11 protein-coding genes are annotated in these 13,480 nt (G+C 71.9%); 3 read left to right on the top strand and 8 right to left on the bottom strand.

What is annotated here, in order from left to right:
* Positions 1–39: 39 nt before the first annotated feature.
* The 7 genes from VLF38_RS10220 to VLF38_RS10190 all read right to left on the bottom strand — a co-directional run bounded on the left by VLF38_RS10220 (position 40) and on the right by VLF38_RS10190 (position 8,596).
* The gene (locus tag VLF38_RS10220) at positions 40–1,521 is read right to left on the bottom strand and encodes a DEAD/DEAH box helicase (protein WP_325271158.1); all 1,482 of its coding nucleotides are present in this window, start codon (positions 1,519–1,521) and stop codon (positions 40–42) included.
* Between the two features lie 291 nt (positions 1,522–1,812).
* Positions 1,813–2,775: a family 43 glycosylhydrolase gene (locus VLF38_RS10215; RefSeq protein WP_325271157.1), complete on the bottom strand. Its 963-nt coding sequence runs from the start codon at positions 2,773–2,775 to the stop codon at positions 1,813–1,815.
* A gap of 235 nt (positions 2,776–3,010) precedes the next feature.
* Positions 3,011–4,573 (bottom strand): flotillin family protein, encoded by a 1,563-nt coding sequence (locus tag VLF38_RS10210; RefSeq protein ID WP_325271156.1) that lies wholly within the window; start codon positions 4,571–4,573, stop codon positions 3,011–3,013.
* A 39-nt stretch (positions 4,574–4,612) separates the two neighbouring features.
* Positions 4,613–5,125: a hypothetical protein gene (locus tag VLF38_RS10205; RefSeq protein WP_325271155.1), complete on the bottom strand. Its 513-nt coding sequence runs from the start codon at positions 5,123–5,125 to the stop codon at positions 4,613–4,615.
* A gap of 59 nt (positions 5,126–5,184) precedes the next feature.
* Positions 5,185–5,979: a crotonase/enoyl-CoA hydratase family protein gene (locus VLF38_RS10200; protein WP_325271154.1), complete on the bottom strand. Its 795-nt coding sequence runs from the start codon at positions 5,977–5,979 to the stop codon at positions 5,185–5,187.
* Positions 5,980–6,144: 165 nt separating this feature from the next.
* Complete coding sequence (locus VLF38_RS10195) at positions 6,145–7,383, bottom strand: acyl-CoA desaturase (protein ID WP_325271153.1); 1,239 nt, start codon at positions 7,381–7,383, stop codon at positions 6,145–6,147.
* 19 nt (positions 7,384–7,402) lie between these two features.
* Positions 7,403–8,596, bottom strand: a complete 1,194-nt coding sequence (locus VLF38_RS10190) for a ferredoxin reductase (RefSeq protein WP_325271152.1) — start codon at positions 8,594–8,596, stop codon at positions 7,403–7,405.
* 98 nt (positions 8,597–8,694) lie between these two features.
* Between VLF38_RS10190 and VLF38_RS10185 the strand changes: the two genes are divergently transcribed.
* Together VLF38_RS10185 and VLF38_RS10180 are read left to right on the top strand one after the other, a co-directional pair.
* Entirely contained in the window at positions 8,695–9,879 is a 1,185-nt protein-coding gene (locus VLF38_RS10185) for a helix-turn-helix domain-containing protein (RefSeq protein WP_325271151.1), read from the top strand.
* Between the two features lie 162 nt (positions 9,880–10,041).
* Complete coding sequence (locus tag VLF38_RS10180) at positions 10,042–11,220, top strand: hypothetical protein (protein WP_325271150.1); 1,179 nt, start codon at positions 10,042–10,044, stop codon at positions 11,218–11,220.
* Positions 11,221–11,258: 38 nt separating this feature from the next.
* Here the strand turns inward: VLF38_RS10180 and VLF38_RS10175 are convergent, their stop codons facing one another.
* Complete coding sequence (locus VLF38_RS10175) at positions 11,259–12,101, bottom strand: DUF72 domain-containing protein (RefSeq protein ID WP_325271149.1); 843 nt, start codon at positions 12,099–12,101, stop codon at positions 11,259–11,261.
* Positions 12,102–12,134: 33 nt separating this feature from the next.
* On the opposite strand from VLF38_RS10175, the gene VLF38_RS10170 reads away from it, so the two are divergent.
* Positions 12,135–13,480: NAD(P)/FAD-dependent oxidoreductase (locus tag VLF38_RS10170; protein WP_325271148.1), on the top strand; the 1,346-nt coding region annotated here is incomplete at its 3' end.

Here is a 13,480-nt window from a genome sequence, read left to right as displayed (position 1 = left end):
CATGTGACGAGAAGTCCACCCCTTGTGGAGCGCGAAGGGTCAGCGACCGCGGCTGAAGTTGGCAGCGCTGTGGCTGCCACCGCTGCCACCGGCGCGGCGCTGGCCACCCTGGCCACCGCCACCCGAACGACGCTGGCCGCCGTTGCCCGAGCCGCCGGAGCGCGCCTGGCCGCCGTTGCTGGAGCCACCATTACCACCCGAACGGCGCTGGCCGCCCTGGCCGGAGGCGGATGCACCCGAGCCGCCGGCATTGCCGCCGTTGCCACCGCGCGAGCGGGAGCGGGACCGGTTGCGGCCGCCACCCGAGCCGGAGCCAGAGCCGGAGCCGCCACGGCCAGCAGGCTGGGCCGGAGCCTCGACCTTCAGACCACCGGGGACCTCGACGCGCTCACCGGGCGCCAACTGGCGAAGCACCGGATGCGACGCGTCACCGACGACGGTGGTGGTCGGCTTGATCCCGGCTGCCCGTGCCAGGGCCCGCACGTCGCGGACCTGGTCGTCGGTCATCAGCGTGATGACGGTGCCCTCGGCGCCGGCCCGCGCCGTACGGCCGGAGCGGTGGAGGTAGGCCTTGTGCTCGGCCGGCGGGTCTGCGTGCACGACCAGGGCGACGTCGTCGACGTGGATGCCGCGGGCGGCGACGTCGGTCGCGACGAGCGTGGTGGCGGCCCCGGAGTGGAAGGCCTCCATGTTGCGGGTACGGGCGTTCTGCGACAGGTTGCCGTGCAGGTCCACGGTCGGTACGCCGTTGGCGTTGAGCTGACGGGCGAGCGCCTTCGCGCCGTGCTTCGTGCGCGTGAAGACGACCGTGCGACCGGGAGCCCGGGTCAGGTCGACCAGGATCGGCAGGCGCGACTCGCGGCGTACGTGGAAGACGTGGTGGTCCATCTTGGCGACCGGCGACTGCGCCGAGTCAGCCTCGTGGGTGACCGGGTCGTTGAGGAACTTCTTGACCAGCTGGTCGACCGCGTTGTCGAGGGTCGCCGAGAAGAGCAGGCGCTGCGAGCGCGGCGGCGTCGCCTGGAGCAGGCGGCGTACGGCGGGCAGGAAGCCGAGGTCCGCCATGTGGTCGGCCTCGTCGAGGATCGTGATCTCGATGTCCTTGAGCGAGCAGTGACCCTGCTGGATCAGGTCCTCGAGGCGGCCGGGGCAGGCGAGGACGACGTCGGCTCCACGGCGGAGGCCGGCGACCTGGGGGTTCTGGCCGACGCCGCCGAAGACGGTCTGCGTCGTGAGGCCGAACTCGGCCGCGAGCGGCTTGAGGGAGGCCTCGATCTGCCCGACGAGCTCACGCGTCGGCGCGAGGATCAGCGCGCGGGGAGCACCCGCGCGCGGCTTGCGGCCCGAGGCGGCGAGGCGCGCGACCATAGGGAGCAGGAACGCGTAGGTCTTGCCGGAGCCGGTGCGGCCACGGCCGAGCACGTCGCGACCCGCGAGGGAGTCCGGCAGCGTCGCCTTCTGGATAGGGGTGGGAGAGGTGATGCCCTGGACAGCCAGGACGGTGGCCAGTGGCGTGGGCACGCCAAGGCTGGAGAAATCAGACAAGGGGAAACTTCAATTCGTTCGGTGTCTCACCAGAACGCCCGCAGTGATGCGGAGGTGGGCCTCGAGTGCGAGGCGCAGCCAACGAGGGCTGCCGGTCCGCGGCAAGACTGGGCGGACTCCTTCACTGTACGCGACCCGGCCCTGACCAGCGAAAACGCCGCACGTGAGATCGCCCACCCCTGCAAGTCCGCGCCGCCTCGGCGTACGCCGCGTGCAAGTCCGCGCCGCCTCGGCGTACGCCACGTGCAAGTCCGCGCCGCCTCGGCGTCAGCGACGGGCGACCACGGGCCGGCCGTTGCGCCACACGAGCTTCGCAACGAACGGCACACGCCGCCCTCCGGTGTACTCGGTGCCGCCGCGCCACGCGTGGAAGTAGAACCGCACCGTCCGCCGGGTCTTCAGCACCTCACCGCCGCCGGCGCCGCAGAGCACCCGCCCGGCCCGCGAGCGCAGCACCAGCCGCCCGTGGTCCGGGCCCGCGGGACGGAAGCGGCCATCCGGCGTCCGTGCGCGGTAGACCTCGGTGCGGTAGCCGCACCCACGGTAGGAGTAGCGGCTGACGAAGAGCCAGGTGCGGCCGCGGTGCGTGAGCATGCTCGGCGCCTCGGTGATCGTGCGGCCGTTCTGCACGAGCACCCGCGACCGGGCACCGGGACGCAGGCGCATGCCGTACTTCCCGAGACCGATGATCCGCACCTGCCCGATCCCGGTGACGCGATCTCGGCGGACGTAGGTGAGCCACCGGCGACCGTGCGGCCCGACATACAGCGACGGGTCGATGATGGTGGCGCGCCGGCCGGCGCAGACCAGCGGCGGGCCGGCCGCGCGGAAGCCACGGGCCGGTCGTGACGAGCGCGCGACACCGACACAGTCCCAGCCCCCACGGCGCGTGGCCGTGAAGTACATGACGTACCCCGGGCCCCGCGGCCCGCGGACGCGCGCGACGTGCGGGGCCCACAGGTGACGGGTGCCCCCGGTGCCGGTGCCGTGCCAGCGCGGGAGGCCGCTGCGCGGCATCGCGCGGCCGCTCACCCGGAAGCCACGGGCGACCCGCTTCGAGGACAGCGTCGGGAAGCCCGGGCCGGTGCCGAAGAGATGGGTCTGTCCACCTGTCCGGAGCGGCGATGGATCGGCCAGCTGCCGGTCGGAGAGCTGGGCCACCGCATGGTCCCGCCGGTGCGCGGAGGCGGATCCCTCTCCCACGACGCCGACCATCACGACCACTGCCACCAGGACCCCGAGCGTCCGTCGTACTGCCTGCACTGCTGCCCCAAACCGAGAGTCCCCCGGCACGCGATGCGCGCGCCGCGAGAAGGGTCCGTCAGCAGTGGTCCGGGCGTCTCGGGAATGGCGAAACGCCACCCGTTCGGACCATGCGATGGCCCGAACGGGTGGCGTCGATCCGTCCGGCTTGCGGGAGTTCGCCCGGCTTTGCCCGAGGCGACGTCCGGCGCTACCGGCAGCGTCAGTTGAGCCCGTCGACCGGCGGCTCGCCGGCGACGACCGGGACCACCGGAGCGGTCGGCGCAACGGGGGCCGCGCCCGCGTCACCCCGCGCCACGTAGCCCTTGACCAGACCCTCGATGTCGACGCCGGTGGTGTTCTTCAGCATCTCGATCGTCTGCAGCATGTTGTTGGTGACCTGGCGCGGCAGCTCCGCCGTGCCATCCGAGGAGATCACCGTCAGCTTGTCGATCGCCGCGAGCGGGCCGGCGATGGCGGCGGCCATCTGCGGAAGCGTCTCGATCAGCATCTGGAGGACCGCGGCCTCGTTGTACTGGCCGAAGGCGGCCGCCTTCTTGTCCATCGCGGTCGCCTCGGCCTCACCCTTGGCGAGGATCGCGGCACCCTGCGCCTCACCCTCGGCGCGGAGCGCGTCGGCCTCGGCGACACGGCGGGCCTTCTCGGCCTCACCGCGCTTGGCGCCCTCGATCGCCTCGGCCTCCGCGAGAGCGGAGCGGCGGGACTTCTCGCCCTCACCGGTGAGGCGTGCCTGCTCGGCGTCGGCCTCGGCGGCGGCGATCGCGGCGGCCTTGCGGGCCTCGGCGTCGAAGATCGCGGCCTGCCGGCGACCCTGCGCCTCGGTCTCGACGCGGTAGCGCTCGGCGTCGGCCGGCTTGCGGACCTCGGTGTCGAGCTGGCGCTCCTTGAGCGCGGCCTGACGGACGGCGACCTTCTCCTGCTCGAGGAGGATCGCCTGGTCGCGGTCGGCCTGGGCGAGCGGACCGGCGGCGGCGGCCTGCGCCGTCGCGGCGTCGGTCTCCGCCTTGATCTCGGCGTTCTTGAGGGCGAGGGCGCGGTTCGCGATCGCGATCTCCTGCTCGGAGGCGAGGCGGGCCTGCTCGGCTGCCTGGCGAGCGTTGGCCTCCGCGATCGCGGCGATCTGGCCCACCTTGGCGGCCTCGGGACGACCGAGATCGGCGAGGTAGGAGCCGTCGTCAGTGATGTCCTGGATCTGGAACGTGTCGAGCACGAGGCCCTGCCCCGACAGCGAGGTCTCGGACTCGTCGGCGACGCGCTGGGCGAACGCCGCACGGTCACGGATGATCTGCTCGACGGTCAGCGAGCCCACGATCGAGCGCAGCGAACCGGCGAGGGTCTCCTGCGTGAACGTCTCGATCTCGCCCTGCTGCGAGAGGAAGCGCTGGGCAGCGGCGCGGATGGAGTCCTCGTTGCCGCCGACCTTCACGATCGCCACACCGTCGAGGTTGAGCTTCACGCCCTGGCCCGAGACGGCACCGCGGATCTGGATCATGATCCGGCGTGAGGAGAGGTCGAGGACGTGCAGCTTCTGCACGAACGGCACCACGAAGATGCCGCCACCCATCACGACCTTCTGACCCGACAGGTCGGTGGAGACCGCACCGGTCTCGGCGTTCTTCACCGCCTTGCCCTTGCGGCCCGTGACGATGAACGCCTCGTTGGGGCCGGCGACCTTGTAGCGCGTGGTGATGAGCGCACCGAGCAGCACCACGAGGACCACGAGGCCGACGATGCTGATCAGGAGCACGGGGACTTCACCGAACATGGGGGACCTTCCGAGAGGAGTGAGGAGTGCGACGGCGGGTCAGGCGCGCGGGGCGACCTGGACCGCGGTCGGGGAGAGGACGGCGGTGATCGTCACCGGCGTACCCGCAGAGAGCGCGGTCGCGGACCGGGCGTTCATCCGGGTGATGTGGCCGGCGACGGTGAGGGTGACCTCGCCGTAGCCATCGGCCGGGATGGCGTTGAGGACGGTCGCGTCATGACCGGCGAGCTCACCGCTGCGCACGGTGGCCTCGTCGCCACCGCGTGCGAGCCGGGTCGCCGCCCAGCCGGCAGCAGCGCCCACCAGGACGCCCGCAAGGGCGCCGATCCCGATCGCCACGGGCGTCGAGGCACCCTGGTCGAGCGCTATCGCGCCGACGAAACCGAGCGCACCGAGGAAGCCGGCGATCGCGGCGCCCGAGAGAAAGTCGGGACCGAAGTCGAGCAGCCCGTCGAGGAGGTCACCGAGGACCAGGCTGACCAGGAGCAGGGCGATGCCCACGCACCCGATGACGAGGAAGAACAACACGCCGGAAACCCCCAAGATCGACATTCATCGCGATCCTAGGGTTCGGGACCGACCGCCGGTGCGGAATTTCCCCAAACGCCGGCTCAGCGCTGGCGCGGACCGTACGACGGGGTCGACTTCTTGAACGCCGCGTTGCGGGCAGCCGCAGTGTTGCGCGCGAAGAGGAGGAAGAGCTGCTCGACCCGCTCGCGGGCGAACGTACGACGCGGCGAGGAGCTCCAGGTGTCGTTGAAGAGGCGCTTGGCCGCAGCGAGCTGGTCGGGCGAACGGCCCTTGAGCTGCTCGGCGAGCGCGAACGCCGCAGCCAGCGGGTCCGCGTCGATCTCGGTCACGAGGCCGATGTCCCTCGCCTCCTTGCCGGAGAGCATCTCGGCGGTCATCGTCAGCTTCTTGGCGGTGTCGATGCCGACAAGCTCCTTGAGCGCCTGCACGCCGGACATGTCGGGGATCAGGCCCCACTTGCCCTCGAGCACCGACCAGGTCGAGTCGGGCGTCGCGAACCGGAAGTCCGCCGCGAGCGCGATCTGCAGGCCGCCGCCGAGGCAGTTGCCGTGCACCGCCGCGATCACCGGGACCGGGATCCGGCGGAAGCCCCACGGAGCCTCCTGGAAGAGGTTGGTGCCGCGCAGCGGGTTCGGCACGAAGGCCTTGAAGACCCCGGCGGGCGTCTTGAGCACCTTCGCGAAGTCGAGTCCGGCACAGAACGAGGCACCCTGCCCACTCACGACCACAGCCCGCAGCGTCTTGTCCTTGCTCAGCTTCCGCGTCGTCCGGTGCAGGTCGGCGAGGAGGTCGAGGGTCAGCGCGTTCATCTTGTCCGGGCGGGCGAGCTGGACGTGGGCGATGCCGTCGACGGTGGTGCAGGAGACATAGGACATGGCTCGAGGCTACTTGCCGGTACGCCGGGTGGCGAGGGTCGCCTGCGTCACGCCGCGGCGACCACAAGCCCCACCTCGGCGCACCACAAGCCCCACCTCGACACGCCACAAGCCCCACCTCGACGCCGAGGTGGGGCTTGTGGTCACGCGAGGTGGGAGTTGTGGTCAGGCAGCGGGCGTGAACTCGCGCCCCACAACGGCGGCGTCGAGCTCGGCCTGGATCGCCTTGCGGGCCTTCCGGCCACCGGTCGACATCTTGTAGAGCTGCGCGACGCGCTTGGGGGCGTTCTTCGGCGTGGTCGTTGCCAGCCAGCCGTTGGGCAGCGACAGGCGGAAGACCTTGTGCCAGGCCGAGCCGAGCTGGCGCGGCAGCGAGCCGGCGACGTACGGCAGGCCGTACTTCTCGAAGACCGCCTTCACCTGCGGGGCGACCTCGGCCAGCCGATTCGAGTTGAGGTCGGGGAAGAGATGGTGCTCGATCTGGTGCGACAGGTTGCCGCTCATGATGTGCATGAGCTTCGAGCCGGTGATGTTGGCCGACCCGAGGCCCTGGCGGAGGTACCACTCGGCCTTGGTCTCGCCGTCGATCGACTCCTTCTCGAAGACGGCGACGCCTTCGGGGAAGTGGCCACACATGATGACTGAGTGGCTCCAGACGTTGCGACCGACGTTGGCGATGAAGTTCGCCGCGAGCGTCGGCAGAAAGCCGCCGAAGGGCAGGGCGAGCAGCGGGTGGACGAGGTAGTCCTTGCCGGCCTGCTTGCGCATCTTCTTCAGCGCCGCCTTCGCACCCTTGGTGAAGTGCTCGGGACGGTCCTCCTTCTTCATCGGGAGGTACTTGCCGAGCTGCAGGTCGTACGCCGCGATGCCGTACTCGAAGAAGCAGGCGTTGAGCGCGTTCCAGAACGGCTGGGCCAGGAAGAACGGGTGCCAGCGCTGGTCCTCGTCGACGCGCATGATCGAGTAGCCGAGGTCGTTGTCCTTGCCGAGCACGTTCGTGTACGTGTGGTGCAGCTCGTTGTGGCTGTGCTTCCACGCCTCGGCCGGCGTCGCGTTGTCCCAGTCCCAGGTGGTCGAGTGGATCTTCGGGTCACGCATCCAGTCCCACTGGCCGTGGAGGACGTTGTGGCCGATCTCCATGTTCTCGAGGATCTTGGCGACGGTCAGGCCGGCGGTGCCGAGCACGAACGCCGGCGGGAAGACGCTCGCCAGCAGCGTCGCGCGCGAGCCGACCTCGAGCCAGCGCTGGAAGGCGATCAGGCGCCGGATGTACGCCGCGTCGGACGCGCCGCGCTTGGCGAGGACCTCCTGGCGGATTGCCTCGATCTCGGCGCCGAACGCCTCGATGTCCTCGGGGCTGAGGTGGGCGATCGGGTTCTCGTCGAGCTTCTGGATGGCAGTCATGGTGTCTCCCTGTCCGAGATCAGTGGTCGAGGTGGCAGGCGCCGGCAGCGGCGCTGATGCAGGTCTGGATGTTCATGGGGCCGGTCATCGCGTCGGCCGCGGTGACCTCACCGGTGCGGAGGTCACGGACGGCGCCCTCCTTGAGCGGCAGGACGCAACCCATGCAGATGCCCATCCGGCAGCCGCTGGGCATCAGGACGCCGGCCGACTCGGCGGCATCGAGGACCGTGGTCGCGCCATCAGCCTCGATCTCCTGACCGGCCACGTGGACCGTGCCGCCCTCGCCTGCGACGACGGTCGCGGCGCGGAACTGCTCGGTCTGCAGCGGCAGGCCCTTCGCCGCGTGGTGCGCCTCGAGGGCCGCGAGGAGCCCGCCGGGCCCGCAGGCGTACGTCGTACGGTCGTCGAGGTCGGGGACCAGCTGGCCGAGGGCGTCGACGTCGAGAACCCCGTGCTCGTCGTCGTAGCGGGCGAGCAGGCTGATCGCGCCGGCCGCGTCGAGCGCCTGCAGGTCGCGCAGGAAGATCGAGTCGGGCTGCGTCGGTGCGACGTGGACCACGACGATGTCGAGCTCCTGGCTGCGCGCCGGGCGCAGGACGCCGGAGTCGGTCGAGGGGAAGAGGTTGCGCAGCATGCCCACGACCGGGGTCACGCCCGAGCCGGCCGTGACGAAGAGGAGCCGACGGTGCGACTCCGGGGTCACGCCATGCTCGTCGGCGGGCAGGACGAACTCGCCGGCGGCCTGCTCGAGGTGGACCATCGTGCCGCGCTGCGTGCGGTGCACGAGGTGGTTGCTGACCTTGCCGTCCGGCACGGCCTTCACGGTGACGGAGATGAGTCCGTCGCGCCGCGGGCCGTGAGTCAGCGAGTAGGCACGCCAGTGGCGAACGCCCTCGACGTCGACGCCGATCCGGACGTACTGGCCGGGCACGTGGCCGGCCCAGTCGGCGCCTGGCTTGATGACGATGGTGGCGGCGTCCGCGGTCTCCGGCTCGACGGAGACGACCCGGCCACGCAGGTCGGCGCCCGCGCGCAGCGGGGCGACCAGGTCCAGGTAGTCGGCGGGCAGCAGCGGCGTGGTCGCGGTCTCGACGAGGCGCGTGATGCGGTCGGCCAGTCGGCGCTTGCGCGGCCCGGCGGCATCGACCGCGGCAGCCTCGGCGAGGCGGCCGGCAGTGCTACCGGTCGGCGGGGTGAGAAGCAGCGAGCTCATGCCCTCCAGTCTGGCGACCGGAGGGGTTAAACTCCTGACCCGTGCCGGTGAATCCGGCCGCCCTTCTTGTTCGCATCGAACAAAAGTCGAGGAACGCCATGCCCACGCCCGCGGACGACCCCACGCTCGCCTTCACCCCCGAGCAGATCGCCTCGCTGCGCGCGCGCCTCCCCCGCCTGGCAGAGAAGGTCGTCGCGGCGATCATGGAGGAGGTGCCGAGCTACTCGGTGCCGTTCCAGGGGCGCATGGGGCGCACCATCGAGATGGCGGTCGCACTCGCCCTCGACGGCTTCCTCGACATGGCCGCGACCGTCGAGGCCGATGGGGCCGGCCCCACCAACCGGCCCGAGCAGGTCTTCGCCGCGGCGTACCAGCTGGGCAAGGGCGAGGCCCGGGCCGGACGTTCGATGGACGCGCTCGCCGCGGCGTACCGGATCGGCACCTCGACCTCGTGGCGCGAGCTGAGCCGCACGGCCGTCGAGCACGGCCTGCCCGCCGAGGGGCTGGTCCGCTTCGCGGAGCTGGTCTTCGACTACCTCGACCAGCTCTCGGCCGTCAGCGTCGCCGGCCACGCCGAGGAGCTCGCCCGGGAGGGGCGGCTCCGCGAGCGGCACCTCGCCCAGCTCGCTGTTGCCCTGATCGGTGGGCGCGAGGAGGAGCGGCTGGTCAAGCTCGCCGAGCAGGCCAACTGGCGTACGCCGGCCCAGCTCACGGCCGTCGTGCTCCCCCAGGTCACTGCAGGCACCGTGCGGCCCCGCCTCGACGCGCGAACCCTGGAGCTGGCCGGCGACGTCGAGGCACTGGAGGAATGGCCCGACCACGTGGTCCTGCTGGCACCGGGCACGCGGCCCGCGGTGCTGCGGGCGCTCGCGGGCACGGTGGCGGTGATCGGGCCCACGGTGGCCTGGACGGCCGTGTCCGGCTCCTTCGACCGAGCGCTGCGAGCGCTCGCGCTCGGCCTCGCCGACGACGAGGCAGGGCAGCCGCTCGACACCGAGACCCACCTGGCGACCCTGGTCGTCCGGGCTGACCCTGCGGCACGCGCCGACCTGCGCGCGCGGGTGCTGGCGCCCCTCGACGACCTCCGCGAGGCCCAGCGGGAGAAGCTCGTCGAGACACTCGGGGCGTGGCTCCTCCACCAGGGCCGGCGTGACGAGATCGCCGCCTCCCTCTTCGTGCACCCACAGACGATCCGCTACCGGATGGGCCAGCTGCGCGAGGTCTTCGGCGACCGGCTCGACGACCCGGCGTTCGTCCGGGAGGCGACGATCGCGCTCGCCTGAGCCTGCACCCCGCCGCTGCACCTGCCCCGACTCCCGACCGTGCGGGGGCAGCGACCGACCCCGGCCCTGACCCCAGCCCGTTCGTACTACCCCGCGACTGACCACCCCAGACCCGGGCGCGAACCGCTGCGCCCCGCCCCGTGCCCCGTGAGCATCGAAGGCATGAAGCGGTCCCGGCTCGCAGCTGTCCCCCTCGGTCTCCCGATCGGCCTCCTGGGCGTCATGGCGACGGGGGCGCCCGCCCAGGCGGCTGGCGAACCCGAGCCCGTCGATGCCACCACCGTCGCGGCACCGCCCGCGTGGCGGCCGCTGCCCGATGTCGGGCTGCCGGCCAGCGGCACACCCGTGGACGAGGACCTGATGGACATCCCCCAGCAGGCACTCGCCGCCTACCAGCGCGCAGCGACAGTGCTGGCCGAGGCACTCCCCACGTGCCACCTCGATGCCGCGCTCCTCGCCGGCATCGGCAAGGTCGAGACCGACCACGGCGGTGTCGGAGACTGGCGGCTCGGCCGTGCCGCCGTGATGCGGCCCTACCTCTTCGGCACGCCCGCGCCGGACCCTGCCCACCCTGTGCCCCCGCTAGCCGACACCGATGGTGGCGCGTGGGACCGCGACACCTCCGCCGACCATCCACTCGGCCCGCTGCAGATCACTCCCTCCCTCTGGCAGCAGGTCGCCGTGGATGGCGACGGAGACGGCCTCCGGAGGCCCTTCGACCTGGACGACGCAGCCCTCGCACTGGGTGTCGCGCTCTGCGGCCGGGGCGCCGACCTCGCGGACTCCGCCGAGCGCACCGCTGCGCTGCGGACCCTCAACGACAGGGCGGTCTACCTGAAGGCGGTGGAGGCGTACCGCGCCGCCTACGCAGCGCCCGTCATCCTCCCCCCGGTGTACGTCGCGACCGTCGGGGTCGTGGTGTCGCCCCCGCCTCCGCCGGCACCCGCTCCTGAGCCCGCGGCCGCCACGAAGCCCGCGCCCAAGCCGGCCACCTCGCCGGCCGGCCCGAAGCCAGCTCCCAAGCCGGCGACGCCGAAGCCCACCGCACCGAAGCCGGCCTCACCCAAGCCGCCGAAGTCCACGCCCGCGCCGCAGCAGCCGGCGCCGACGCCCCCTCCCGCTGCCGCGCCGACACCTCCGCCGCCAGCACCGGTCACCCCGCCTCCGGCCCCCGAGCCGACGCCTCCGCCGGCCCCCACGCCCCCGCCGGAGCCGGTCACCCCGCCGGCTGCACCTGCACCGGCGCCCGCCGATGCTCCGGTGGCCGCTGCCGCCCCCGAAGCGGCGACCGGACTCTCCTCCGCCGTGCCCGGCGAGGCACTCGCCGCTACGGTCTCCTGACTCCGGGTGCAGCAGGCAGCACAACGGCGCCAGCGCCGTCAGGCCGAGTCCGCCTCGACCCCGATGGGCGCGAGGCGGCGGAGGAGACCGGCTGCGTCGTGCGGCGCCCGTCCGCGCGCGTCGTTGTCGAAGTAGACGAAGACGTCGTCCCCCTCGGCTGCCCAGAGACGGCACCGCGTGGCCCAGGTGTCGAGCGACCGCCCGGAGTAGCCGCTGGCGTAGAGCTCGGAGTGCCCGTGGAGCCGGACGTAGCGCAGCGAGGACGTGCGTGCCTCCGAGTAGGGCCAGCGTCCGGGGCTGTCGGCGACGACCAGCCCGACGTCGTACGCGCGGAGCAGCTCGAGCGCGGGCTCGCTGAGCCAGGAGTCGTGGCGCACCTCGAGTGCGTGGCGCACCGGCCGCTGGACAGTCGGCGCCAGGACGACCTGGTCAGCGGTGAGGCGGTCGTCGTGGAGCCGGGCCAGGTGGGCCAGCTCGTACGTCGTGCGCGGCAGCAGACCGAGGAAGGAGCGGGCGAGGAGCTCGTCGTACGCGAGGGAGGGCGGCAGCTGCCACAGCAGCGGCCCGAGCTTCGGGCCGAGGGCGAGCAGGCCGGACGCCAGGAAGTTGGCGAGCGGGACCTCCACGTCGCGCAGCCGCTGCAGGTGCGTGATGAACCGGCTCCCCTTCACCGCGACCATGAAGTCGTCGGGCGTCTCCGCGGCGATCCGGGCGTACGTCGAGGGGCGCTGCAGCGCATAGAACGAGCCGTTCAGCTCGACCGACGACGTGCGCGCCGCGAGGTATTCGAGCTCACGCCGTTGCACCAGCCCGCGCGGATAGAAGTCACCTCGCCAGCTCGTGTAGCGCCAGCCACTGGTCCCGACCCGGATCTGTCCCATGCAGGTCCTGTACCCAACCGCTAGCGTGCACTCATGGCGAGCCCCAGCATCGCGATCATCGGCAGTGGTTTCGGCGGTCTGGCCGCAGCGATCGAGCTGAAGAAGCGCGGTCACCACGACCTGGTGATCCTCGAGAAGGCGCAGGACGTCGGTGGCGTCTGGCGCGAGAACACCTACCCCGGCGCGGCGTGCGACGTGCCCTCGCCGTTCTACTCGTACTCGTTCGAGCCCAACCCGCGCTGGCCGCACCGCTTCTCGCGCCAGCCCGCGATCCTCGACTACATCCACCACGTCGTGGAGAAGTACGACCTCCGTCGGCACCTCCGGTTCGGCGCCGAGGTCACCACTGCGGCGTACGACGATACGAGCGGCCGCTGGACGGTGACCCTCGCCGACGGCGAGACGCTCATCGTCGACGTGCTCGTCTCCGCCGTGGGCCAGCTCTCCCGGCCGGTCGTCGCCGACATCCCGGGGCGCGACAGCTTCGCGGGGCCGACCTTCCACTCCGCAACGTGGGACCACGACGTCGACCTGTCCGGCAAGCGCGTCGCGGTGATCGGCACGGGCGCGAGCGCGATCCAGTTCGTGCCCGCGATCCAGCCGGTCGTCGGGCACATGACGGTCTTCCAGCGCACCGCGCCGTACCTCCTGCCGCGGGCGGACCGGAAGTTCTCCGAGCGCCACCACAAGGTCTTCGAGAAGGTGCCGGTGACCGAGCTCGCCGAGCGCGGCACGTGGTACTCCGTCGTCGAGTCGCTGAGCATCGCGTGGGTCTACGCCAAGCCGTTCGCCAAGACGCTCCGCGGGATCTGCCACCTCCACATGCGCCGCCAGGCGAAGGCGAAGCCGGGCCTCTTCGAGAAGATCTGGCCGACCTACCCGATCGGCTGCAAGCGCGTGCTCTTCTCCAACGACTACGTGCCGGCCCTGACCCAGCCCAACGTCGACCTGGTGACGACCCGGATCTCCTCGATCACGCCGCAGGGCGTGCTCACCGACGACGGCACCCTGCACGAGGCGGACGTCCTCGTCTGGGGCACCGGCTTCGCGGCGACCGAGTTCCTCGCGCCGATGTCGGTCACCGGCGCCGGCGGGCGCTCGCTGCACGACGATGCCTGGAAGGACGGCGCCCACGCCTACTACGGCATGAGTGTCCCCGGCTTCCCGGGCCTGCAGATGCTCTACGGCCCCAACACCAACACCGGGGGCGGCTCGGTCATCTACTTCCTCGAGGCGCAGGCGAAGCACCTCGGCGCGTACGTCGACGCGATGGTCGCCGCCGGCCGGCCGCTCGACGTGAAGCCCGAGGTCGAGGCGGCGTACGACGCGGAGGTGCAGGCCGAGCTGACCGGCTCGGTCTGCACCTCCGCGTCGTACGC

This window comes from Nocardioides sp. (assembly GCF_035481145.1).
Classification (GTDB): Bacteria; Actinomycetota; Actinomycetes; order Propionibacteriales; family Nocardioidaceae; genus Nocardioides.
The sequence above is the reverse complement of the archived record's forward strand: the minus strand, read 5'-3'. Positions and strand labels throughout refer to the sequence as shown.